The sequence below is a fragment of the Neptunomonas japonica DSM 18939 genome, assembly GCF_000422765.1.
Classification (GTDB): Bacteria; Pseudomonadota; Gammaproteobacteria; order Pseudomonadales; family Balneatricaceae; genus Neptunomonas; species Neptunomonas japonica.
In genome coordinates, this window is sequence record NZ_KE383917.1 from 122,600 (window position 1) to 147,534 (window position 24,935).

Annotated in this window: 25 protein-coding genes and 1 tRNA gene; 8 read left to right on the forward strand and 18 right to left on the reverse strand. The window is 45.2% G+C overall.

Annotation, left to right across the window (positions count from 1 at the left end):
- Positions 1-8: 8 nt before the first annotated feature.
- The 10 genes from G511_RS0121050 to G511_RS0121095 all read right to left on the reverse strand — a co-directional run bounded on the left by G511_RS0121050 (position 9) and on the right by G511_RS0121095 (position 8,533).
- A tRNA-Pro gene (locus tag G511_RS0121050) sits at positions 9-85 on the reverse strand.
- 106 nt (positions 86-191) lie between these two features.
- The gene (locus tag G511_RS0121055) at positions 192-554 is read right to left on the reverse strand and encodes a MerR family transcriptional regulator (protein WP_028471396.1); all 363 of its coding nucleotides are present in this window, start codon (positions 552-554) and stop codon (positions 192-194) included.
- Entirely contained in the window at positions 526-837 is a 312-nt protein-coding gene (gene ihfA, locus G511_RS0121060; RefSeq protein WP_028471397.1) for an integration host factor subunit alpha, read from the reverse strand. The genes G511_RS0121055 and ihfA overlap by 29 nt, the downstream gene beginning before the upstream one ends.
- Before the next feature lie 18 nt (positions 838-855).
- On the reverse strand, positions 856-3,246 hold the full coding sequence (gene pheT / locus G511_RS0121065; RefSeq protein WP_028471398.1) for a phenylalanine--tRNA ligase subunit beta: 2,391 nt from the start codon (positions 3,244-3,246) through the stop codon (positions 856-858).
- Positions 3,247-3,303: 57 nt separating this feature from the next.
- Complete coding sequence (pheS, locus tag G511_RS0121070; protein ID WP_028471399.1) at positions 3,304-4,287, reverse strand: phenylalanine--tRNA ligase subunit alpha; 984 nt, start codon at positions 4,285-4,287, stop codon at positions 3,304-3,306.
- 201 nt (positions 4,288-4,488) lie between these two features.
- Complete coding sequence (gene rplT, locus G511_RS0121075) at positions 4,489-4,845, reverse strand: 50S ribosomal protein L20 (RefSeq protein WP_028471400.1); 357 nt, start codon at positions 4,843-4,845, stop codon at positions 4,489-4,491.
- Positions 4,846-4,887: 42 nt separating this feature from the next.
- Positions 4,888-5,082 carry a 50S ribosomal protein L35 gene (gene rpmI, locus G511_RS0121080; protein WP_028471401.1) on the reverse strand — a complete coding sequence of 65 codons (195 nt, stop codon included), beginning with the start codon at positions 5,080-5,082 and terminating at the stop codon, positions 4,888-4,890.
- Between the two features lie 96 nt (positions 5,083-5,178).
- Positions 5,179-5,727: a translation initiation factor IF-3 gene (infC, locus tag G511_RS0121085; protein WP_084629185.1), complete on the reverse strand. Its 549-nt coding sequence runs from the start codon at positions 5,725-5,727 to the stop codon at positions 5,179-5,181.
- 12 nt (positions 5,728-5,739) lie between these two features.
- The gene (thrS, locus tag G511_RS0121090; protein ID WP_028471403.1) at positions 5,740-7,653 is read right to left on the reverse strand and encodes a threonine--tRNA ligase; all 1,914 of its coding nucleotides are present in this window, start codon (positions 7,651-7,653) and stop codon (positions 5,740-5,742) included.
- Positions 7,654-7,804: 151 nt separating this feature from the next.
- Complete coding sequence (locus G511_RS0121095; RefSeq protein WP_084629186.1) at positions 7,805-8,533, reverse strand: FadR/GntR family transcriptional regulator; 729 nt, start codon at positions 8,531-8,533, stop codon at positions 7,805-7,807.
- A gap of 149 nt (positions 8,534-8,682) precedes the next feature.
- Between G511_RS0121095 and G511_RS0121100 the strand changes: the two genes are divergently transcribed.
- From G511_RS0121100 to G511_RS0121110, 3 genes are read left to right on the forward strand one after another with little or no spacing between them, the layout of a single operon-like run.
- The gene (locus tag G511_RS0121100) at positions 8,683-9,471 is read left to right on the forward strand and encodes a (Fe-S)-binding protein (RefSeq protein ID WP_028471405.1); all 789 of its coding nucleotides are present in this window, start codon (positions 8,683-8,685) and stop codon (positions 9,469-9,471) included.
- An 11-nt stretch (positions 9,472-9,482) separates the two neighbouring features.
- The gene (locus G511_RS0121105; RefSeq protein WP_028471406.1) at positions 9,483-10,889 is read left to right on the forward strand and encodes a LutB/LldF family L-lactate oxidation iron-sulfur protein; all 1,407 of its coding nucleotides are present in this window, start codon (positions 9,483-9,485) and stop codon (positions 10,887-10,889) included.
- Between the two features lie 13 nt (positions 10,890-10,902).
- A complete protein-coding gene (locus tag G511_RS0121110) occupies positions 10,903-11,568 on the forward strand; it encodes a LutC/YkgG family protein (RefSeq protein WP_028471407.1) in 666 nt (221 codons plus the stop codon).
- Between the two features lie 80 nt (positions 11,569-11,648).
- On the opposite strand, the gene G511_RS0121115 is transcribed toward G511_RS0121110, so the two are convergent.
- Together G511_RS0121115 and G511_RS0121120 are read right to left on the reverse strand one after the other, a co-directional pair.
- Positions 11,649-11,780 (reverse strand): entericidin A/B family lipoprotein, encoded by a 132-nt coding sequence (locus G511_RS0121115; RefSeq protein ID WP_028471408.1) that lies wholly within the window; start codon positions 11,778-11,780, stop codon positions 11,649-11,651.
- 89 nt (positions 11,781-11,869) lie between these two features.
- Positions 11,870-12,106: a DUF2789 family protein gene (locus G511_RS0121120; protein WP_028471409.1), complete on the reverse strand. Its 237-nt coding sequence runs from the start codon at positions 12,104-12,106 to the stop codon at positions 11,870-11,872.
- 216 nt (positions 12,107-12,322) lie between these two features.
- Here G511_RS0121120 and G511_RS0121125 point away from each other — a divergent pair, with 216 nt between their 5' ends.
- On the forward strand, positions 12,323-12,937 hold the full coding sequence (locus G511_RS0121125) for a YigZ family protein (protein WP_051222321.1): 615 nt from the start codon (positions 12,323-12,325) through the stop codon (positions 12,935-12,937).
- Between the two features lie 188 nt (positions 12,938-13,125).
- Complete coding sequence (locus tag G511_RS0121130) at positions 13,126-13,347, forward strand: hypothetical protein (protein ID WP_028471411.1); 222 nt, start codon at positions 13,126-13,128, stop codon at positions 13,345-13,347.
- A 67-nt stretch (positions 13,348-13,414) separates the two neighbouring features.
- Here the strand turns inward: G511_RS0121130 and G511_RS0121135 are convergent, their stop codons facing one another.
- Entirely contained in the window at positions 13,415-13,891 is a 477-nt protein-coding gene (locus G511_RS0121135; protein WP_036552642.1) for a YHS domain-containing (seleno)protein, read from the reverse strand.
- 135 nt (positions 13,892-14,026) lie between these two features.
- On the opposite strand from G511_RS0121135, the gene G511_RS0121140 reads away from it, so the two are divergent.
- Positions 14,027-14,896: an AraC family transcriptional regulator gene (locus tag G511_RS0121140; RefSeq protein ID WP_028471413.1), complete on the forward strand. Its 870-nt coding sequence runs from the start codon at positions 14,027-14,029 to the stop codon at positions 14,894-14,896.
- Positions 14,897-14,916: 20 nt separating this feature from the next.
- Here G511_RS0121140 and G511_RS0121145 read toward each other — a convergent pair whose 3' ends face one another.
- Positions 14,917-16,269 carry an aminotransferase-like domain-containing protein gene (locus G511_RS0121145; RefSeq protein ID WP_028471414.1) on the reverse strand — a complete coding sequence of 451 codons (1,353 nt, stop codon included), beginning with the start codon at positions 16,267-16,269 and terminating at the stop codon, positions 14,917-14,919.
- 112 nt (positions 16,270-16,381) lie between these two features.
- Here G511_RS0121145 and G511_RS0121150 point away from each other — a divergent pair, with 112 nt between their 5' ends.
- Positions 16,382-16,978: a DJ-1/PfpI family protein gene (locus G511_RS0121150; RefSeq protein WP_028471415.1), complete on the forward strand. Its 597-nt coding sequence runs from the start codon at positions 16,382-16,384 to the stop codon at positions 16,976-16,978.
- Between the two features lie 113 nt (positions 16,979-17,091).
- Here the strand turns inward: G511_RS0121150 and gcvP are convergent, their stop codons facing one another.
- The 4 genes from gcvP to G511_RS0121170 all read right to left on the reverse strand — a co-directional run bounded on the left by gcvP (position 17,092) and on the right by G511_RS0121170 (position 23,187).
- A complete protein-coding gene (gene gcvP / locus G511_RS0121155) occupies positions 17,092-19,974 on the reverse strand; it encodes an aminomethyl-transferring glycine dehydrogenase (protein WP_028471416.1) in 2,883 nt (960 codons plus the stop codon).
- Positions 19,975-19,981: 7 nt separating this feature from the next.
- The gene (gene gcvH / locus G511_RS0121160) at positions 19,982-20,374 is read right to left on the reverse strand and encodes a glycine cleavage system protein GcvH (protein WP_028471417.1); all 393 of its coding nucleotides are present in this window, start codon (positions 20,372-20,374) and stop codon (positions 19,982-19,984) included.
- Positions 20,375-20,470: 96 nt separating this feature from the next.
- Positions 20,471-21,772, reverse strand: a complete 1,302-nt coding sequence (locus tag G511_RS0121165; RefSeq protein ID WP_028471418.1) for a serine hydroxymethyltransferase — start codon at positions 21,770-21,772, stop codon at positions 20,471-20,473.
- A gap of 29 nt (positions 21,773-21,801) precedes the next feature.
- Entirely contained in the window at positions 21,802-23,187 is a 1,386-nt protein-coding gene (locus G511_RS0121170; RefSeq protein WP_028471419.1) for an L-serine ammonia-lyase, read from the reverse strand.
- Positions 23,188-23,553: 366 nt separating this feature from the next.
- Between G511_RS0121170 and G511_RS0121175 the strand changes: the two genes are divergently transcribed.
- Complete coding sequence (locus tag G511_RS0121175) at positions 23,554-24,921, forward strand: alanine/glycine:cation symporter family protein (RefSeq protein WP_028471420.1); 1,368 nt, start codon at positions 23,554-23,556, stop codon at positions 24,919-24,921.
- Positions 24,922-24,935 lie beyond the last annotated feature (14 nt).

A 24,935-nucleotide genomic window follows, 5' to 3' on the forward strand; every position in this document is an offset into this window, starting at 1 on the left:
TAGTATAATGGTCGGAATGATAGGATTCGAACCTACGACCCCTTCACCCCCAGCGAAGTGCGCTACCAGGCTGCGCTACATTCCGAAAACTATACTAACTCTTTTCAGCAGGATGAGACCTGCAACCCCTTCTAGCTGTGCTTTGAAGAGGATCGATATATTACCCTAAGGTGATGATTCTGTGAAGTTTTTTAACGACTCGATTTCAGGGTTTTTAAAATATCTTCGAGGCCACTAATCGTTTGCCTTAACAGCTGTTTGTAGCGAAGATTTTCATCATTCCCTTGCTGGCTTCCAAACCATTGTTTGGCACCACTGATAGTATATCCCTGCTCATGCAGTAAGCTTTTAATCTGGCGAATCAACAACACATCTTGTTGCTGATAATAACGCCGGTTATTACGCTTCACTGGATTTATCTGCTCAAACTCCTGCTCCCAATATCTCAGCACATGCGCTTTTACATCACATAGTACTGATACTTCACCAATAGTGAAGTATCGTTTAGTGGGTATTGCAGGCAGATCAGGCTGGTTCGGACCTGGTGTCTGCATAGGCGTCTACACGGTCCTTAAGTTTTTGTCCTGGACGAAATGTAACAACCCGACGTGCCGAAATAGGCACTTCATCACCCGTTTTAGGGTTACGACCGGGACGCTGGCGTTTATCGCGCAGGTCAAAATTACCAAAGCCTGATAACTTAACCTGCTCGTTCGTTGCGAGGCTTTCACGTATTTCATCAAAAAAGGATTCAACCATATCCTTGGCTTCGCGCTTGTTAAGACCTAACTCATCACACAAACGTTCTGCCATGTCTGCCTTCGTTAAAGAACTCATGAACTCTACCTTTGCTATTTAATCTCTTAGTGTCGCTCCGGCACCGCTCTCCAGTGCTGCAAGCACAGATTGTACAGCTGTACTAATTTCTTCTTCATTAAGAGTGCGCGATGGATGCTGCCAGGTCAAGCCCAAAGCAATACTTTTTCGTCCTGCTTCAATACCTTGGCCCTGGTATACGTCAAACAAGGTGATCTGTTTTAGGTACTCACCCGCATTATCTTCCGCTATTTTACGTATGCTTTCATACGCGACAGCTTCATCAACAATCAGTGCTAAATCACGTCTTGACTCAGGGAACTTAGACAATTCAGAGAAACGTGCAATATGCCCCTGCAGCAGGCTTTCCAAGCTAATTTCAAATAGATAAACCGGTCCACTTACATCTAATTTCTTAGCCAATGACGGGTGCAACGCCCCAACAATACCGACAACCTCACCACCGCGCTCAATACGAGCAGTCTGACCTGGGTGCAATGCAACATGCTTATCCGCAACGAAGGTAAAGTGCTCACCTGCACCGCCAAGGTTAAGCACTGCTTCGATGTCACGTTTAATATCGTAGAAATCTACAGACTGCGATTTACCTGTCCAAGACTCAGGATCACGCGTGCCCGACAACAGACCTGCCAATACATTTTCCTGTACAAGCTCATCATTGATTGGTAAAAACCTTTGACCCGTTTCGAACAAGCGTACACGAGACTGCTGACGGTTCTGGTTATATTGCAAAGCTTTAACCAAACCAGGCCAGATCGTAGTTCGCATGACGGCCATCTCAGCAGAGATAGGGTTCGCTAATGCCAAGGCTTCGTATTGATTATCAAAGAGTTTTTGCAAACCGGTTTCAATGAAACTATACGTAATTGCTTCCTGATAACCAAACGAGATCAAGGTACGGCGCACATCATGAATCGCTACTTTGGATTCATCATTAGATGTAAAAGGTAGGGCTGCCGTTGGCAGTTTTACCGGTAAATTATTGTACCCATAAACTCTGGCTAGCTCTTCTATCAAATCGACTTCGATACTAATATCAAAACGATAAGATGGAATAGCTACTTGCCAGCTAGCATCTTCAGTAGTTTCAATCTGCATACCTAAACGCGTAAGAATCTCTTCAATTTCAGCTGCAGGCATTTCGAATGCCAACATAGCGTTTACTTTGTTATGGCGTAATTTAACTGAACGCGCCTTAGGCAAATGCTCTTCGCTAATCGCTTCAGAAATAGGCCCTGCGTCGCCGCCTACGATATCAAGCAATAGCTGCGTCGTACGCTCAATCGCGTCATGCTGAAGCTGCCAATCAACGCCACGCTCATAACGATGCGAGGCATCCGTATGTAATCCATAAGCACGCGCCTTACCGGCAATAGCGATTTGGTCAAAGAAAGCACATTCTAAGAAAATATCCTTAGATTCTGATGTAACACCCGTACTTTCACCGCCAAAGATTCCAGCCATTGCAACAGGGCCGTTGTTATCCGCGATAACCAAGGTATCCGCGTTTAATTCAACTTCGTTACCATCAAGCAATGTCAGCTTTTCACCTGCTTCAGGCATACGGACTTGAATGCTGCCCTGAAGCTTATTAAGGTCAAAAGCATGAAGTGGCTGGCCTAGTTCAAGCAAAACATAGTTAGTAACATCAACCACAGGGTCGATAGAACGAATACCCGAACGGCGTAGTTTTTCAACCATCCATAACGGTGACGCTGCTGCCATGTTCACATTACGAATCACACGCCCAAGATAACGAGGACAAGCAGCAGGCGCTTCCAAAGTTACAGAAAAGGTATCATCGATCGTCGGCGCTACAGGCTGTATGTCAACAAAGGTAACCGGTGCTTTATTCAACACTCCTACTTCACGCGCTAGCCCTTTAATGCTTAGGCAATCACCGCGGTTAGGTGTCAAATCGACATCAATAATTTTATCGTCTAGATTCAAATATTCACGTAGACAAACACCAGTAGGCGCATCAGCAGCCAACTCCATGATGCCAGCATGGTCTTCAGACATTCCTAGTTCATCTTCGGCACACAACATACCAAAAGATTCAACTTGGCGAAGTTTCGCTTTTTTGATTTTAAACTCACCACCCTCAGGTGTTGGCAATAATGCACCCACTTGAGCATAAGCAGTTTTAAGACCGGCACGCGCATTCGGTGCACCACATACAACCTGATGGACTTCTGTGCCATCACTCACTGTACAGACTTGAAGCTTATCGGCATTAGGGTGTGGCTCAGCGGTCAATATTTCAGCCACTATGACATTAGAGAAATCATGAGCAACTGATGCCACTTCATCGACTTCAAGCCCCGCCATGGTAATTTGATCTACCAGCGCTTGCGTTTGAATGGCTGGATTTACCAGCTCACGTAACCATTTTTCACTGAATTTCATGCTACTATCCCGAAAGTCTTTAGTTCACTGCTCAATAATTAAATTAACCCGCTTGAATCAGTTAAACTGATTCAAGAAACGCAGGTCATTTTCAAAGAAAAGACGTAAGTCGTTCACGCCATATCGCAGCATTGCTAATCGCTCCACACCCATACCGAATGCAAATCCGGTATATTCTTCAGGATCGATACCAGACATTTCAAATACTTTAGGATGCACCATTCCACATCCGAGTACTTCCAGCCATTTACCATCACCGCGATCAATATCGACTTCAATCGAAGGCTCTGTAAACGGGAAGTAAGAAGGACGGAAGCGAACTTTTACGTCTTCCTCAAAGAACTCACGCAAAAACTGCTCTAGAGTGCCTTTAAGGTCAGCAAAGCTAATATTCTTATCAATCAACAAACCTTCCACCTGATGGAACATAGGCGAATGCGTCTGATCGTAATCACAACGGTAAACACGCCCAGGACAGATAATACGAATAGGCGGCTGTTGAGTCTCCATGGTACGCACCTGCACGCCCGAAGTGTGTGTGCGCAACAGGGTATTAGCGTTGAAATAGAAAGTATCGTGCATTGCACGCGCCGGATGGTGCGAAGGAATATTCAGTGCTTCAAAGTTATGATAATCATCTTCGATCTCTGGACCTTCTGCGACGCTGTAACCAATACCTGCGAAGAAAGACTCAATACGTTCCAACGTTTTAGTAACGGGGTGTAACCCACCTAAGTTTTGACCACGGCCAGGCATAGTGACATCGATAGTTTCAGATGCCAGCTTTAACTCTAGTGCAGCGCTTTCAAGAAGCTCTTTACGCGCATTTATTTGCTCAGTGACCTGCTGTACCAATTCATTAATCTTGGCACCTGCAACTGGACGCTCTTCAGCTGTTAGCTTGCCCAAACCTTTACGCAATGCGGTAAGTGGACCTTTTTTACCCAGGTAATCAACACGTACCTGATCTAGCTCCTGAACACTATTCGCTGCGGCAACGGCGGCACTAGCTTGTTCCAGAAGGCTTGTCATGTTTTCCATTTCCGGCTCCAATTGATTGGGAGGAATATGAGAGTGTAATACTCGAAAATACAGTTATTCTGCTGAATTATCCTGAAGCGAATCAGCGACCAAAACTCAGCACAATAACCGAAAAAATAGGGGAAGAGTTTGCACCCGTCCCCTATTTAAAATATTGCGGCTATTTCAATGAATAGCTACCCCTCGAAAGAGGCGGGTGCCTTATGCTAGAGCTGCTTTCGCTTGCTCAACAACAGCAGTAAATGCAGCCTGTTCGTGAACAGCAAGATCAGCAAGTACTTTACGGTCGATCTCAACGCTAGCTTTTTTCATTCCAGCGATCAAACGGCTATAAGACAAACCATTCAAGCGTGCCGCAGCATTGATACGTGCAATCCACAGAGCGCGGAACTGACGTTTTCTTTGACGACGGTCACGGTATGCATATTGACCAGCTTTAATAACAGCCTGTTTAGCTACGCGGAATACACGGCTACGTGCTCCGTAATAACCTTTAGCCTGCTTTAATATTTTCTTGTGACGGCGACGAGCCTGAACACCACGTTTTACACGAGCCATTCTTTACCTTCCTATATTCAATTCTGTTAGTGAAAAAACGACTTAGATGTACGGCAACATACGACGGACCAAAGCGCGGTCTGCAGCATGAACCTGTAGCATCGGGCGAAGCTGACGCTTACGCTTAGTGCTTTTCTTGGTCAGAATGTGACTTTTGAAGGCCTGCTTGTGCTTGAAGCCATTTGCAGTCTTTTTGAAACGCTTTGCCGCACCGCGGCAAGATTTAATCTTAGGCATTACAAATCTCCACGCATTCGTTAGTTTTTTTCATTTGAGAAACGACAAAACCCGTTCCTACCTAAAAGGCAGATACGGGTTAAGCTGCTTTACAAATTACTTCTTTTTCTTCGGGGCGATCACCATGATCATTTGACGGCCTTCCATCTTAGGACGCTGTTCAACAACCCCTTGCTCTTCCAGATCTTTTTCGATCCGTAATAGCAAGTTCATGCCCAGTTCCTGATGAGCCATCTCACGGCCGCGGAAACGTAAAGTTACCTTAGCCTTATCCCCTGCTTCTAGGAAACGTACCAGGTTGCGTAGTTTTACCTGATAATCTCCATCTTCCGTCGCAGGACGGAATTTCATTTCCTTAACCTGAGTCTGATGCTGTTTCTTTTTAGCTTCAGCCTGCTGTTTCTTAACTTCGTATTGGTGTTTACCAAAATCCATCAATTTACAAACAATTGGATCCGAGTCAGAAATCTGTACCAGGTCAAGTTCAGCCTCTTGCGCCATGTCAAGAGCCTGATTAATTGATACGACACCTACTTGCTCACCATCAGCACCGATTAGGCGTAGTTCATGAGCTTTAATATGTTCGTTAATGGGTGTGCGATTATCACGACGCGCACCTCTTTTATTATCGCGCTTAATTGTTATATCTCCTAAAAATTATTCGTAACCCTTCTGATCCACATCTTTTGTCAGAAAGTTGGTGAATGCTTCGATACTCATTGAGCCCAGATCTTCACCTGTGCGCGTTCTTACTGCAACACAGCCAGTCTCGACCTCTTTGTCACCAACTACCAAAAGGAAAGGAACCTTCTGAAGAGTTCGCTCACGAATTTTAAAGCCGATCTTCTCGTTTCTCAAGTCCGAAATGGCTCTAAATCCATTATTTTGCAGTGTTTTTACTACATCCTGACAATAATCAGCCTGTTTGTCCGTGATATTCATCACAACAGCCTGCACTGGAGAAAGCCAAGCCGGTAATGCACCTGCATAGTTTTCAATCAGAATACCAATAAATCGCTCAAAAGAACCTAGAATTGCACGATGTAACATTACCGGTGTTTCACGTTCGTTAGCTTCATTAACAAACTGAGCTTCCAAACGCCCCGGCATTGAGAAATCGACCTGAATTGTACCACACTGCCAGACACGTCCGAGGCAATCTTTCAAAGAAAACTCAATTTTAGGGCCATAAAAGGCGCCTTCGCCTGGTAGTTCTTGCCAGTCAAGCTCAGCAGCATCCAGCGCATCAGCGAGTGCTTTCTCAGCTTTATCCCATACTTCATCAGAACCCACGCGCTGTTCAGGACGAGTAGAAAGCTTGTAGATAATCTCAGTGAAACCAAAATCAGCATAAACCTCATGCAAAAATACGATAAAGTTGGCCACTTCAGACTGGATTGCATTTTCAGCACAGAATATATGCGCATCATCCTGCACGAATCCACGTACACGCATAATGCCATGCAAAGCACCTGATGGCTCATTACGGTGACACGAACCAAACTCAGCCAAACGCAACGGAAGGTCACGGTAAGAACGCAACCCTTGGTTAAATACTTGGATATGACATGGGCAGTTCATTGGCTTAATAGCAAAATCTTTGCTTTCAGAGTGTGTTGTAAACATCTGATCAGAAAACTTATCCCAATGACCTGACTTTTCCCACAAGGTACGTTCAACGACTTGCGGTGTTTTAATTTCTTGATAGCCGTGCTTAATCTGCTTATCACGCATGTACTGTTCGATCTGCTGATATAGCGTCCAACCATGCGGATGCCAGAACACCATACCCGGTGCTTCTTCCTGCAAATGGAACAAGTTAAGCTGCTTACCTAATTTACGGTGATCACGCTTCTCTGCTTCTTCTAAACGATGCAAATAAGCTTTAAGTTCTTTTTTATCGCCCCACGCCGTGCCGTAGATACGCTGCAACATCGCATTGCTTGAATCACCACGCCAGTATGCACCTGCAACCTTCATCAACTTAAAGGCTTTAATGTGACCTGTTGAAGGGACATGAGGGCCACGGCATAGATCGATAAAGTCGCCTTGCGAGTAAAAAGAAAGATCTTGGTCAGCTGGAATAGCACTCAACAGCTCCACCTTATAAGTCTCACCCATTTTCTCAAACATGGCGATACTTTCATCACGATTCATCACAGAACGGCTAATTGGCAGATTTTGCTTGGTTAGCTCGCTCATTTTCTTTTCGATCTTTTCTAGATCTTCAGAGGTAAATGGACGCTCATATGCAAAGTCGTAATAAAAACCGTTTTCAATAACCGGGCCAATTGTCACCTGTGCGCCAGGAAACAAGGCCTGCACTGCCATCGCCATCAAATGTGCGCAAGAATGGCGGATAACTTCTACACCTTCTTCATCGCGTGCGGTAATAATAGCTAAGTCTGAATCATCATTAATGACAAATGAGCTATCAACAGGTTGACCATTTACCTTACCAGCCAAAGCCGCTTTCGCGAGCCCAGCACCGATATCGGCAGCAACGTCAAATACAGAAACAGGGTTAGCAAACTCGCGTTTGCTTCCATCAGGGAGAGTAATAACAGGCATCTTTTTTCCTTGTTTATCAGTGGTGACCCCTACGACAGGTCACTTCTATATCAATGTGTTAAACGTATCGTACAAACTAGGTACGCAACGCTGGACGCGCATTTTATCAAATTTAACTAATATTGCTATGCACAAACGCTTAAAAACTCTACTAATCAGTACTTTCGAGCAAATTTCTCGTGTAAAGGACATGCTCAGAAGCCATTTTTTTAGCTTGCTCGGCGTCTCTTTTATGCAGTGCCTGATAAATAAGCTCATGCTGCATGCGAATCCCATCTGGGTAACGGCCAAATTTGATTAAGGTTCGATTGAGCACCCCATAAATGGCATTAAAATAGCGGTTATAAAATAGCTGACTAAAGGATGTAATCAATACATGGTGGCTAGACTCCGCAATCATCGTATGAAAACGCAAATCCGCTTTAGCTTTATCTAATGTAGTGAGCCCTTTACTACGAACCTGCATCCTTTCAAATTCTCGGGCAATATCCTCTAACTGCTGATCAGTGGCACGTAACGCTGCAAAGTATGCAGCCTCTCCTTCTAGAAAAGCGCGCGCTTCCATTACCTGAAGCTGAAAAGCGAGATTATCCCCCACCCCTTCTACTGGCATATCAATATATTGCGCCATTACATTTTGACAAATGCTTCTACCGCCGTGTGCTGTTGAAATTAAGCCGTCTAATTCCAACTGCTGAACGACCTCTCTGACGCTGGAGCGAGCCAAGGAAAACTCATCAACCAACTGGCGCTGAGATGGCAACACCTGACCCGGGATAATACTGCCCGAGACAATTTCTTGTCGCAGAAAGCGGTCGAGTTGCTGCTTTTTAGTGAGCACAGTTATTAGCGACTCCTTGCTAGCTAGTTCTTCGCCCATCTTTACCTCTTTAATATACCAAGCACATCCTTGGTCAGACCAGTTCTTAACGTAGCATATATTTTGTACAGTACTTTGCCTATCTTTGTAGGCATACAAGCACCGTATTAAATATAAAAATTAACGAACAAGAACCTCAGGTAAACACCATGCACGCACCCGAAAAGCCAATTAAGGTTGGCCTGTTTGTCACTTGTCTGGTCGACATGTTTCGCCCTAGCATCGGTTTTGCAACCATTAAACTTCTCGAAAACGCTGGCTGCAAAGTCTCTGTTCCAGAAGCACAAACCTGCTGCGGACAACCCGCTTTTAACTCGGGTGATAAGAAATCAACACAAGACATTGCCCGTCAGACAATCCAAGCCTTTGATGGTTACGAATATGTTGTCGGTCCATCAGGATCGTGCATTGGTATGCTGCATCACTACACTGAACTCTTTGATGAGAGCGACCCTTGGAAAGCCCGAGCTGAAGATCTAAAAAAGCGAGCATTTGAGATCACCTCGTTTCTTACAGATGTGCTGGACTTCAACACGATTCTTAGCAAATACGATGCAAAAGCCACCTATCACGATTCTTGCGCAGGTTTACGTGAACTTGGCGTTAAACAGCAACCGCGTAAACTACTCGCCAAGGTTGCTAACTTAACGCTTAACGAGATGGAAGAGTCCGAGACGTGCTGTGGTTTTGGCGGTACTTTTTGCGTCAAATACCCTGATATTTCCAACCGCATGGTAGAAAACAAAACATCAAACATTGTTGATTCTGGTGCTACTACCTTATTAGGTGGTGATTTAGGCTGTTTACTCAACATGGCAGGTAAGCTCAAACGCCAAGGCCACAAAATTGAAACACGTCACATCGTAGAAGTACTTGCAGGCATGACTGATGAGCCCGCTATTGGCGATGCCGATTACGAACTTGGCCAACCGGCATAGGAGATACAGTCATGCAAATCACTAGCCCTGCATTTAAAGAAAACGCGCGCATTGCCTTACACGATGCCGGCTTACAAAAAGCATTAGGCAACCTTAAAGAAGGTTTTCCTGTTAAACGCTCGACTGCCGTTGCCCGCATGCCTGAGTTTGAACAACTCCGTGATGAAGGTACCGCTCTAAAAAACCACATACTTGAAAACCTAGACATATATTTAGAACAGTTTGAAGCGAACGTCATCAAAAATGGTGGGCATGTGCATTGGTGTCGTACACCTGAAGATGCCTGCAAAAAGATTTTAGATATCTGTGAAGAAGTAGACGCAAAAACAGTCACCAAAGGCAAGTCGATGGTCTCTGAAGAGATCAACCTTAACGACTACTTAGAAAAGAACGGCGTAGAGCCTATCGAGACAGATTTAGGTGAATATATTTTACAGCTACGTGGCGATCACCCTAGTCACATTATCGCCCCAGCCATTCATCTGAATTTGGAAGATGTATCTGAAATCTTTCATGAAAAGCACAAGCGCCCTAAATCGAGCGACCCTAAAGTATTGATGCAAGAAGCGCGCGAAATGCTTCGCGAGAAATTTGCCGGCGCTGATGTCGGCATTACCGGTGCTAACTTTTTAGTCGCCGAAACCGGCTCCACCATTATTGTCACCAATGAAGGTAACGGCGACTTAACGCAAACATTACCTAAAACACACATTGTTGTGACCTCTATTGAAAAAGTAGTTCCAACACTTGAAGACATGACACTCTTCCTGCGCTTGCTAGCTCGCTCAGCAACCGGGCAAGAATTTACCGTGTACAACACCTTATCGACAGGACCACGTAGAGCAGGAGATCAGGACGGACCCGAAAACTTCCACGTGGTCCTAGTCGATAACGGCCGTAGTGAAATGGTAGGTAGTGAGTTCCAAGAGATGCTGCGCTGTATTCGCTGCTCAGCTTGTATGAACCACTGCCCGGTTTACGGTGCTATTGGTGGGCACAGCTACGGATGGGTTTACCCTGGTCCAATGGGTTCAGTGCTAACCCCGAAAATGATTGGTATTGAAGAGGCAGGGTTACTGCCTAACGCCTCAACATTTTGCGGAAAATGCGAATCGGTCTGCCCGGTACGTATCCCTTTGCCTAAGCTGATGCGCCATTGGCGTGAAGATGAGTTCTCCAAGCATTTGAGCCCTAAAGCAGTACGCTGGGGTATTGGCGGCTGGGCGTTCTTTGCTAAACGTCCAACGCTGTACCGCCTACTCTCTATTAGCTCCAATCTATTTTTACGTGTTATGGCTGGTAAAAAAGGCCATATCAAGAAAATTCCTCTGGCAGGCGGCTGGACCGATGGCCGAGATATGCCAGCACCCAGAGGCAAAACCTTTATGTCTCAATATAAATCACGTAAACAGCGCTAACGGAGGATATGTTATGAGTAGAACAGAAATTCTTGGCAACATTCGCCGTGGCCTAAAACGTGGTGAAGCCACACAAGACCAAAAACAAGCCGTTACCAACCGGATCAACAAACATGCGCGTAACATAGTGCCACAACGCGCGCAGCTACCACACGAACAACAGATAGCCCTCTTTGTTGAAATGGCGACAGAAGCCGCCGCCCAGATATATCAATTAGAGAGCATTAACGACGTTCCTAAAACCTGTGCTAATTGGTTACAAGACCAGCAGATCGACACGCTAGTAACCGCCAGCGATGAAGAAATCACTTCACTTGACTGGAGCAGTGCTACCAATCTTACTTGCGTACAGCGCGTTGCAGAAATAGGCGATGCTGCCAGCTTAACCACCAGCTTTGCTGGCATTGCTGAAACAGGCACACTTATGCTGCATTCAGGAGCAACCAGCCCAACCACACTGAACTTTTTACCTGACAACCATTTTGTCATTTTGAAAAGATCTGACATTGTTGGACCCTACGAAGATGCTTGGCAAAAACTACGTGATAAAACCAAAGGCGACCTACCACGTACCGTTAATATGATTACTGGCCCTTCACGTAGTGCCGATATTGAACAAACACTACAAATGGGTGCTCACGGACCTAAAGACCTAGTCATCTTGTTGATTAATGACTGAGCTTTAACCCTTAACGGTGAGTCTTGAATTTGCCACAAAAAAAGGGTGCCAACAGGCACCCTTTTTATTAACAATACTGGCTAGCTTTTAGAAGCTTTCTCGATTGCAGCTCCGCCTTTTTTGAGATCCTTACCAATCCCTTCAACCGTGCTACAACCCGACACAGCAGCCGTTAAAACGATAGCCACTAGAGCGATATATATCTTATTCATTCACTGTCCTAATATTTAACACTGTATTCCAAGCGATATTTCAAACAACTTTCTAAACAATCATGCGTAACTCAACAAACCTTAACCTGCTACCTGTCTTCACGCAACAACGCATCAAGCTCATCAACCATATCTGACCAATCCGCATCATTTTCCCGGCTCTCTTTTATAAACTGGGCCTGTCCTTGTGTCCAGAAAACAGCCTCTTCAAGGGAGATACCTTCATCCACAGAGTGGCTACTAATAAATAATTCAATATCATTTTCTTCTGCAGCCAAACCCAGCTGAAGAAACAGATTAGTAAGATTGTGCTTTACCGTATCCATGCTTCACTCCTTATCCAGCTCTTCATAAAACCTTTACAAATGTTTTTCAAACATCGTGCAATACCAAGGATGCAAAATTAGACCGTAGCAAGGCGCATAAATTCATTTAAAGCGAGCGTCACATACCAAGTAACAAGAAAGACTCTGATATCATTAACCACTATATTTAAGCGCTTACTTCTATAACCTTAGTGATCAACCAGATGGAATCTTGCATTGGCTGACTCTTTTTACCTAAAACCCATAGCAACCACCGAAACGCTATATGAAATTAAAAAGAGCCGATTTTATGTATCTATCACACCGCTATCGACTGTGGCAGCAGCGCGCGCTTGTATACAGCTAGCAAAAGCAACCACCCCATCTGCTAACCACCACTGCAGCGCATTTATTACCAGCACACCCCACGCAGAAGATGGCTTTGGTTACAGTGATGACGGAGAGCCTTCCGGCACGGCAGGCAAGCCGATGTTTAATGTCCTGCAAGGCAATAACGTGGGCGAAGCCTGTGTAATCGTTACACGCTTTTTTGGTGGCATAAAGCTGGGCACCGGCGGCTTGGTACGCGCCTACTCCACCAGCGTAAAAGAAGCGATAGCACAGGCAAAATTTGAAGAAGTACACCCCAGAGCAACTGTTGAGCTTACCTACCCCTATACGCTCTCATCAACAGTGGATGCCATATTACATAGCTTTGATACACTAGTAATCGACAGCCAATATGCAGAATCCGTAACGCTTAAAATTAGCATCACGGCAACGGCGGTTCACGAGCTCACACAGCAAGTGCAAGAGCGTGGTAGAGGGTTGTTGCAGATAGAGGCTGTTTAAATATATTTCATGCCCTACTAAAAGCTTTTATTCAAAGTTTTTCAGAAAGCCTTCACAACACTCTTTTTATTAGGCCTGCTGAACAATAGAAATTATCGATTAACCTATGATAATCAAGATCGTAAAAATTGAGCCGACTTAACAGATAAATGATACATTATTTACGACTACAATAAACGGAAATCACTATGACCGATAAAATAAATGAAGATGCTTTGCTAGCACTCAAGATTGCTTTTACCTATATGCCTAAAGCAATTGAAGTGACTAAGTATGAATACGGTGATCGCTATGAAGCGGTGCTGGAACATATTGAAAAAGTGAGAGAGACTTTGCTGATCAACGATGTTGATCCTGAAGAGGTGTATGGCGAGATAGATCCTGACAATACACCTAATTCTTCTTATTAAAAAAGCGGCACACGATTTATACCGTATGCCGCTTCAGTTTTAGCTGATCTATAAAGGTATTGAAAGCTTATAGTTCGTTAGCTGCTACATTTTTGATTTTTGGCCAGTTTTTGTTAGCGGCTGCCAAATTAGCATTGGTGTTTTCAGACCACACTTCTTGTACTACTTCACTTTTCTGTACGTACAATTTACCGTCAATCAATTCAAACGCTTTACCATCAATCGCGAACTTTTTACCTAGTGATGTACCATATGCGCAGTAACCGCCAAACTGTGGAGCATATTTCTCTGGGTTAGCGTTAAACGTATCGCGGTTTGCTACTGATGAGAAATGGTAGATAGCGCCGTTGTGGATTGAACTGATGTTTGAGCTACCTTCGACAGGTGCATTTTCAGTAAAATAGGCAACAGCATCGTGCCCTGCTAGCGTTACGTTGTTTTCGTCCGTTTGAACTTCGACACCCGCAAAACTGATGCTACTGATAGAGAAAGCAGCTAGCAATGCTAGGGTTTTGAGTGGAGCTAGGATAGATGAGAGTTTCATTGTTGTAGTCCTATTTTGCATTGTGAGTTAGAGTTAGTTTTTGCTAAACAAGCACACAGTCTTGATGAACTGAATTTTAAAGAATCCTGCATCAATCAATAGGTTCGATTTACCAAGAGTTATGTCCGATCGTCTATGAATGCTATAAACCAATTACTTGATACCTTAAAAATTGAAGCTAATGTGCATCACAATGGCCAGTACTGCGGCGACTGGGCGGTAGATACCTCGGGATCACAGAAAATGACATTTCATGTGGTTTCTAAAGGAAAGTGCTTTTTTAAGTTTGATGGCGAGGCTATTGAGCTAAACGAAGGCGATGCCGTATTTATGCCCTCTGATGCGCAGCACTGTGTCACTAACCTACTCAGCAGCAACCTTACGGTAAACACAAGCCAAGCCTTGCCCATGACACAAGCCGTAGAGGATGAATCGACGGGTTTGGTCTGCGGAAACTTTGCACACCAGCACCCCGTATTTGAAAAGCTAGTGACGCAAATGCCCAAGTTAATTGTGGTACGACACAATGACAAGGATGCTATGGGCCGCATTGTTGAATTAATTTTGGAGGAGTCACGCGGATCAAACCAGCATACTAATGTGCTTCTAAACCGCCTAGCTGACTGCCTGTTTTATTTATTGGTGAGAAGCCATCTTGATGTTAGCAACGGTGTATTTGCAGCCTTTGCTCATCCCCAGCTTAATATCGCTATGGAATTAATACACCAGCAAGACTGCAGCCAACGTTTAAGTTTGGATGATCTTGCCAGTGCAGCCTCTATGTCGCGTTCGGCCTTTTCTAATCTGTTTAAAGAGGTTGTTGAACAATCACCGATGGACTACTTAACACAGTGGCGCATGACTCAAGCCTATCGCTGGCTCGCTGATGATGGAATCACCACCTTAGATGCCGCTTTACGCTGCGGTTATGAAAGCGAGTCATCTTTTTCCAAGGCATTTAAGCGTGTAATGGGCATTGGCCCAGGACAAGCACGCCGGGATTGACGCGCTGTAGCTTACAGCACTCAGTAGGCATAATTATCAATCACCTCACGTACTTTCGTTAATGCCACCTGCAGCACATCCAGATCAACGGAACCAAGAGCTAAGCGTATCGCATGTGGCACATGCTCTGAAGTAGCAAATGGCTCTGCTGTAGAAACAGAGATATTTGATCGCAGTAGCTCCATCACTATTTGATCTGCCCTCACCTCTTCAGGCAGTGGCAGCCAGATAAAATAGGAAGCAGGATGACTGACGTAATCCATCCCTTGCAGAATTTCTCTGGCCATTGCCTGCCTGAGCATTGCATCTTGGCGCTTTTCTGATTCTAAACGCATGACCGTACCGTCGGTTATCCAACCACAAGCCAGTGCTGTCATCAGCCCTGGAGTATTCCAGGTGGTTGCTCGAATAGTGCGTTCTATTTTAGGCACCCATTTTAATGGTGCTGTCACAAAACCTACGCGCAAACCGGTAGCAATACTTTTCGAAATTCCAGAAACATAAACAGTGATATCTGGAGCTAATGTAGCTAAAGGCGCGGGCGGATTCTCAGCCAGAAAAGCATAAGCAGCATCTTCGATGATAAGCAAGTCGTGCTGGCGGGCAATAGAGATCAATCTCTTACGCTGTGCCAAGCTCATCACCCACCCAAGAGGATTGTGTAGTGTCGGCATGGCATAGACAGCCCGAACTCGCCGGCTCTGGCAGAGCTGTTCTAATGCGTCCAGATCAGGGCCGTAACCTAAGCCTTGCTCTGGATCAGATACAGGAATAGACAAAAGCTCTAGCCGGTGCACATCTGCCAGCACTTTAAAACCAGGGTAAATAAGAGCATCTGTAGCAACCACATCGCCAGGATTTAATAATGTCATGACCGTTGCCGCCAGCCCATGTTGCGCGCCGCTCACAATTAACACCTGCTCAGCATCAACCGAAAGCCCTCTACACTCCAAGTGACGCGCTACAGTTGCACGTTCATGCTTACGTCCGGCATGCGGCTGATAGTGCAATAATGCTTCCAAATCACCGGATGATGCCAGCTGTCGCAAGGCGCCACGCAATAGCTCTGCCTGGCTAGGTAACGATGCTGAGTTGAAATTAAGGTCGATCATACCTTCTGTTGAGGATGGCTGATCTATACCGTTACTCAGCGCTAATGCGGTTTCTCTTACAAACGTCCCGCGACCCGTTTCGCCACTCACCAAGCCCATACTTTCTAACTCAGCATACACCCGCGAGGCTGTCACTAAGGCGATGCTCTCTTTGGCGGCAAGCTGGCGGTGAGTCGGCAAGCGTGAGCCAGGGGGAAGATCACCGGTTCGGATATCAACAGCAAAAGCATCCACCAAGCGTTTATATTTTGCGTTAGCCATTAAAAATGTATCCATGACAATAATTTTATTGTCATGATTCTAGGCGATACAATACCTCATCGCTACTTGTTCAAAATAATAAATAACTATTGTTAAACGAGGTAACCACACTATGCATATCGCAATTCTAACGTTTGATGGCTATAACGAACTCGACTCACTGATTGCTCTTGGCATCTTAAATCGCATTAAAAAACCAGACTGGCGTGTATCTATTGCCAGCCCAACGCCGCATGTTGAATCGATGAATGGCGTAATCATTGAGCGCCACGTATCGCTGAGTGAGGCAAGCTCTGCTGATGCCGTTATTATTGGCAGCGGTATGAAAACACGTGATGTTGCTGCTGATGAATCACTCATGGCACAACTACAACTAGATCCATCAAGACAGCTGTTAGCAGCACAATGCTCTGGCACCCTGCTCCTCGCCAAGCTAGGTCTGTTAAATGAGATACCGGCATGTACCGACCTAACCACTAAACCCTGGGTACAAGAAGCCGGCATTGAGGTGTTGAATCAGGCATTTTTTGCAAAAGGAAATATCGCAACTGCAGGCGGATGCCTTGCATCACAATACCTTGCGGTGTGGATGATTGCTCGCTTAGAAGGGCTAGAAGCCGCAAAAGATGCGATTCACTATGTAGCACCTGTAGGTGAGAAAGAAGAATACGTAGAGCGTGCTATAAAAAACATTGCGCCTTTCATATAAAAAAACGGCTATCACCAAAGGTGATAGCCGCTAAAGGTCTTTTGCTTTAAAAGTATTTTACATCGCTCCCGATGGTTACTTGAAATGGAACAAAACAAGTAATCGGTTTGCGCTTAGTCCTGGTATGTTTCAATACCTGGGCAAGAGCAGATAAAGTTACGATCGCCGTATACGTTATCCACACGGTTTACAGCAGGCCAGAACTTGTTCTGGCGTGTTGATGCCGTAGGGAATACAGCCTCTTCGCGAGAGTATGCACGGCCCCACTCAGCAGCTGTGATATCAGCCATTGTATGTGGTGCGTTGTGCAGCGGATTATCTTCTAATGTCCACTCACCGCTTTGTACTTTTTCAACTTCCTGACGAATCATGACCATGGCTTCAATGAAGCGGTCCAGCTCAGCCTTAGATTCGGATTCAGTTGGTTCAATCATCAAGGTGCCTGCCACTGGGAAAGACATCGTTGGCGCATGGAAACCATAGTCCATCAGACGCTTAGCGATATCTTCTTCTGTGATACCCGATGCTTCTTTGATTGGGCGAATATCAACGATACATTCATGTGCAACTTTGTTATTACGGCCACGGAAAAGAATCGGATAATGCTCAGCCAGCTTCTCGGTCATATAGTTTGCACCCAGAATGGCATTCTCTGTGGACGCTTTAAGACCTGATTTACCCAGCATACGGTTATACATATAGCTGATTGGCAAGATTGCACCTGAACCATACGGAGTAGCAGAAACAGCACCCACGTTAGACTCAGAACCCTGTACTGCTGTTACCTTATGGTTTGGCAGGAAAGGTGCCAAATGGCTTTTAACGCCAATAGGACCCATACCAGGACCACCACCGCCATGTGGGATAGCAAAGGTTTTATGTAAGTTTAGATGTGATACATCAGAGCCGATAACGCCAGGCTTAGAAATACCTACCTGCGCGTTCATGTTGGCGCCGTCCATGTATACCTGACCACCAAACTTATGGATGAGTGAGCAGATCTCAACGATATCTTCTTCATAGATACCGTGAGTTGATGGGTATGTAATCATCAGAGTAGATAGGTTTTCTGCATGCAGTTCAGCTTTTTCAGCTAGATCAGCAACATCAACGTTACCTTTTTCATCACACTTAGTGACGACGATTTTCATATCCATCATGGCAGCAGAGGCTGGGTTAGTACCGTGAGCTGATGATGGGATTAGGCAAACATTACGATGCCCTTCACCAATAGACTCCTGATACTTACGAATAGCTAGCAAGCCAGCGTATTCGCCTGATGCACCCGAGTTAGGCTGTAAAGAAACTTTATCGTAGCCCGTAATTTCTACTAGCTGCTCTTCAAGCTCCTGCAACATTGCATGATAGCCCTGTACTTGATCATCAGGTGCGAACGGATGGATGTTCGCAAATTCAGGCCATGTGATAGGAAGCATCTCAGCAGTTGCGTTTAGTTTCATGGTACAAGAACCCAGTGGGATCATACCGTGAACCAATGAGTAATCTTTGTTTTCTAGCTTTTTCAGGTAACGCAGCATATCTGTTTCAGAGTGATAGCTGTTAAATACCGGATGCGTCAAGATGGCATCTTCACGACGCTGTGCATCAATAATACCTGTATCATCAGCGGCAACACCTGCATCAATAGCAGCAACCTCTAGGCCGTGGCCATCACCTAGGAAGATATCAAACAACTCAGCTACATCAGCAGCTGTCGTTGTTTCGTCCAAGCTAACGCCTAACTTATCAGTACCGATACGGCGCAAGTTACAGCCTTTATCGAGTGCTAACTGATAAATAGCATCCTGCTTACCAGCAACGTTCAGCGTTAATGTATCAAAGTAGCTGTCGTTACCCTGAACACCTTTACTTTTTAAGCCAGTGGCTAAAATAGCCGTCAAACGATGGATGCGCTCTGCAATAGTTTTCAAGCCATCTGGGCCATGATAAACCGTGTAGAAGCTTGCCATGTTGGCTAGCAGTGCTTGTGCTGTACAGATGTTTGACGTCGCTTTGTCACGGCGTATGTGCTGCTCGCGTGTTTGCATCGCCATACGTAGTGCTTGGTTACCGCGTGAATCAACGGATACACCAATAATACGACCAGGTACAGAGCGCTTTAGCTTATCGCTAGAGGCAAAGAAGGCAGCGTGCGGACCACCAAAGCCCATTGGTACGCCAAAGCGCTGAGTAGAGCCCAACACAACGTCTGCACCTAACTCGCCAGGTGACTTAAGCAGAACCAATGCCATAGGATCAGCGGCAACCGCTACCATCGCTTTTTGCTCTTTCGCTTTAGCGATCAGTGACTGGATATCTGTAATGTCACCAAACGTACCTGGGTATTGTAGCTGAGCACCAAATACATCATGCTCAGACAGTTCAGAATGCGGTGCAACCACCACATCAAAACCAAAGTATTCAGCACGAGTTTTGATAACGTCAATCGTTTGCGGGTGAACATCGTCAGCCACAAAGTAGGTATTTGTTTTCTTACGGTTAGAGCGTTTGCACAGTGCCATTGCTTCAGCGGCAGCAGTAGCTTCGTCAAGCATGGAGGCATTTGCCAAGTCCATACCCGTCAAATCCATTACTACTTGCTGGAAGTTAAGCAATGATTCCAAACGGCCCTGAGCGATCTCTGGCTGATAAGGCGTGTAAGCCGTGTACCAACCTGGATTTTCCAACACATTACGCAGAATAACATTCGGTACTAGCGTATTGTGATAGCCCATACCAATGTAAGATTTATTAACCTTATTCTGCACCGCTAATGACTTCAGGTAAGCCAGTGCTTCTACTTCTGTTTCAGAATCAGCCATATCTAGCGCATCATCTAGACGAATTGAATCAGGCACGGTTTGCGTGATCAATTCTTCCAGAGAAGAGACACCAAGACTTTCAAGCATCGCTTGCTGGTCTTCACCTTGAAGGCCAATATGACGGCGTGTAAAATCATTTTTCTGTTCGAGTTCACTCAGAGTACGTTTTTCCACGTGCGTCTTACCCCTCTTCGCCTACATTAGCTTCATACGCTACAGCATCTAGCATATCGTCTAGTTCAGATGTGTCAGAAAGCTTAACTTTAGCTATCCAGCCATCTTCAAATGCAGATTCGTTGATTGTTTCAGGTGAGTCTTCCAGTAATTCATTGACGGCTACTACTTCACCAGTGACAGGAGAATAAATATCAGATGCAGCTTTTACGGATTCAACCAAAGAGAACTCTTCGCCTTTTTCAACAGCGCGGCCAACTTCAGGAACTTCAACAAAAACGACATCACCTAATAATTCTTGAGCATGGTCTGTAATACCGATAGTCACGGTACCGTCACCATTATCCAGAATCCATTCGTGTGAAGCTGTATATTTTAAGTTTGCTGGAACACTACTCATGATGATATTTCCTATCTTAATAATCAGTATCAAATGGGCTGCCTATCCAGCCCATCTGTCTATTAAATAATTTATGCTTACTTAGTGATGCTGCTATTAACGGTAAAGCGGGAAACGCTGGCACAACTCAGTTACCTGGGCACATACCGCCGCTTCTACTTCTGCATTACCTTCTGGGTTGGCAACAAGGCCATCCAGCACGTCATTGATCAGGTTACCAATCAGACGAAATTCTTCTATACCAAAACCACGTGTTGTACCTGCGGGTGTTCCTATACGAATACCCGACGTTACCATCGGTTTTTCAGAATCAAACGGAATACCATTTTTGTTACACGTAATGCCGGCACGCTCTAGTGCATCCTCAACCTGATTACCTTTCAAGCCTTTAGGGCGAAGGTCAACCAACATCAAGTGAGTATCTGTTCCGTCAGTTACAACAGCGCAACCGCGCTCAATCATCACTTGCGCCAACACTTTAGCGTTAGCGACGACACGATCAATATAAGCAGAAAACTCAGGCTGTAGCGCTTCACCAAAAGCAACCGCTTTAGCCGCGATAACGTGCATCAGTGGTCCGCCCTGTAATCCTGGGAAAACAGCAGAATTAATTTTCTTACCTAAATCAAGGTCGTTCGATAGCACCATACCACCACGCGGCCCACGCAAAGTTTTATGCGTAGTTGTTGTTACCACATGCGCATGTGGCAACGGGCTAGGATGAGCGCCACTCGCTACTAAACCAGCAATGTGAGCCATGTCTACCATCAGGTATGCACCGACTTTATCAGCTATTTCACGAAAACGTGCGAAGTCGATTTCACGTGGAATAGCAGAGCCACCAGCAACGATAAGTTTTGGCTGACACTCAACTGCTAATTTTTCAACCGCATCATAATCGATTCGCAGAGTATTTTCAGCAACACCGTACTGAACAGCGTTAAACCATTTGCCAGATTGAGCCGGACGTGCACCATGCGTCAAGTGTCCACCAGCATCTAAAGACATGCCTAAAATAGTATCGCCTGGCTGTAATAGCGCCATAAAGACCGCGCCATTAGCCTGTGCACCTGAATGAGGCTGCACATTAATGTATTCACAGTTAAATAATTGTTTTGCGCGATCAATCGCCAAAGCTTCTACTTTATCTACAAACTCACAACCACCGTAGTAACGACGCCCCGGGTAACCTTCAGCGTATTTGTTAGTCAGTACGGTACCTTGTGCCTGCATAACCGCTTTGGATACGATATTTTCTGAAGCAATCAATTCAATCTGGTTATCTTGACGGTGAAACTCTTCATCGATTGCCGCCGTAATAGCGCTATCGCTCTGTGCAAGATCGCGAGTAAAAAAGTCAGCATGTGCAGCATCGCTGTACAAATCAGTAAGGCTCATATTTTTATTCTCTTGTTTGAAGTTTTTAATTAACACGCTACGACATTGACAGCTAAACCGCCTGTCGATGTTTCTTTGTATTTATCCTGCATGTCGACCCCGGTTTGGCGCATCGTTTCGATAACGCTATCCAAAGAGACATGCTGTTCACCTGTACCCCGAAGTGCTAAACGCGATGCGTTTACTGCTTTAAGCGCCCCCATGGTGTTGCGCTCAATACAAGGTACTTGTACTAAACCGCCAATTGGGTCACACGTTAATCCGAGGTTATGCTCCATGCCAATTTCAGCAGCATTTTCTACTTGATGATTGTCACCACCCATGACTGCACATAAAGCACCAGCGGCCATAGAGCAAGCAACGCCAATTTCACCCTGACAACCGACTTCTGCTGCAGAGATAGAAGCATTTTTCTTATAAAGCATGCCGATAGCAGCAGCCGTGGCTAAGAACTTCTTAATTCCTTCATCATTACTACCCGGCACAAAACGCACGTAGTAAGCCAAAACAGCTGGGATCACACCCGCCGCACCATTAGTTGGTGCTGTAACTACTCGGCCACCGGCAGCATTTTCTTCATTAACAGCCATTGCATAAAGGTTGATCCAATCAATGACGGTTAGCTGATCTTTTAAGCTATTTTCCGGATTCTCAATCAGCTCTTGACGCATACCGTGAGCCCGGCGCTTAATGCCTAAGCCTCCGGGTAACTCACCGGTTTGCTCGCAACCACGTTTAATGCAGTCATTCATTACTTGCCACAGGCGCATCAATCCATCATGGATCTCCTGTTCGGTGCGCCATGCCGCTTCGTTCTGAATAACAACGTCAGCAATCGTTATACCGGCTTCTTCAGCATAGGTAACAAGTTGTGAGCTGTTCTCAAATGGGTATTTCAAATTCACCGCAACAGCGGCATTACCCTTGCCGTTGTCGTCTGTTTCAGCATCACTGAGAACAAAGCCACCACCTACTGAATAGAAAATACCTTCATGTAGAATAATGCCGGCATCATCAAACGCCTGAAAGCGCATACCATTAGGATGCTTAGGCAGTGAAAGCCCAAAATGAAAAGGGATATGTTGTTCTTTATCAAAAGGAATGACTTTATGGCCTGCTAGCTTGAGCTCACCAGAAGTACGAATCTCTTCTATATAGTCAGAGACTTTATTTGGGTCAACCAAATCTGGCTTCTCACCCATCAAGCCGATCATTACCGCGGTATCTGTCGCGTGCCCCTTGCCTGTCATAGCTAACGAGCCATACAAGCCGACTTTAATAGAACTTACCTGATCTAGCTGTGCGCGCTCTTGCAGTTCTGCAAGAAACCTATTAGCCGCAACCACCGGACCTACCGTATGAGAAGAAGATGGCCCGATACCAATTTTAAACAGATCAAAAATACTCAACGCCATCGTGCTGTCTCCACTTTTATTTTTATCGTTATACCAACAACAAGGGGTTCTGAACCACTGATTTCAATTTAGATTAGCAACTTTGTTTCCTGAAATCAAAATAAATTTCCTATTGGAAACTTATGTTTTTTTTCTTATGTAGCATCTATATGATTTATCTAAGTTTTTCGTGATTATCTCCGCAAATAGGTAAATCAAGGTCGTAATCAAACACTCGTGTTTGCTATTTGAGTGTTGCATGCACGATCCCGATAAGATAAATTCGTTTCTTATTGGAAACTTATTTCACTAAACAGAGATATGTTTCCAAATAAAGAACTGGACTCACCAGTCGACTATAAAAATAAATTGTGAGGTGACAAATCGATGGAAATGCTAACTTCCTTTATAGGTGATATTAATAGCATCGTATGGGGACCAATGATGTTGGTTCTTATTCTAGGTGTCGGATTATTTCTGATGCTTGGGTTGCGTTTAATGCCTATCCTAAAACTCGGAACGGGCTTCAAGCTGCTTTTCGAGGGCCGTAATACTAAGAAAGGCGAAGAGAAAGAAGGTGAAATATCACCATTCCAAGCTCTTATGACCGCTCTTTCTGCAACCGTAGGTACAGGTAACATCGCAGGTGTGGCAACAGCCGTATTCCTTGGTGGACCTGGTGCTCTATTCTGGATGTGGTGCACCGCACTTGTAGGTATGGCTACTAAATACTCCGAAGCCGTTCTCGCTGTTAAATACCGTGAAGTAGATGAAGAAGGCCGTCACGTTGGTGGTCCGATGTACTACATCAAAAACGGCTTAGGGGCTAAATGGGCTTGGTTAGGTACGATGTTTGCTATCTTTGGTGCTGTTGCGGCCTTTGGTATTGGCAACACGGTACAGTCCAACTCTGTTGCCGACGTCTTACATGCTAACTTCGGTGTTAATATTTGGGTAACAGGTATCATCATGATGGTGCTGGTAGGCGCAGTACTGGTGGGTGGTATCAAGCGTATTGGTAGTGTTGCGGGTGCTTTAGTACCTTTAATGGCTATCGCTTATCTAGGTGCTGGCTTGGTTGTTTTGGCTATTAACGCTGACGCAATCCCGGCTGCTCTTGACCTGGTATTTACTCATGCGTTTACAGGTACTGCCGCTGAAGGTGGTTTTGCAGGTGCTGCTGTTTGGATGGCTATCCGTTTTGGTGTGGCTCGCGGTATCTTCTCTAACGAAGCAGGTTTGGGTTCTGCCCCTATCGCTCACGCAGCAGCGCAAACAAAAGACCCAGTTCGTCAGGGTTTGGTAGCAATGCTGGGTACGTTTATTGATACACTTATCATCTGCTCTATCACTGGTTTGGTCATTATCACATCAGGTGAGTGGACTTCCGGTGTATCAGGGGCAGCATTAACCTCCGCAGCATTCGCTCAGGCTCTACCAGGTTTAGGTAACTACTTAGTTGCTATTGCTCTGGCTATTTTTGCTTTCACTACCATTATCGGTTGGTCTTTCTACGGCGAACGCTGTATTGAGTTCCTATTTGGTGTTAAAGCAATTACTCCATACCGTGTTCTTTGGATCCTTGCTGTACCAATTGGTGCAGGTGTAAGCCTAGATTTTATCTGGCTACTAGCAGATACATTGAATGCCATGATGGCTATCCCGAACTTAATTGCGCTAGCACTGCTTAGCCCAGTTGTGTTCAAGCTGACTCGTGAGTTTTTTAATCGCGGCAAAGCAGCTAACTCGCTATAAATGATACATAGAGG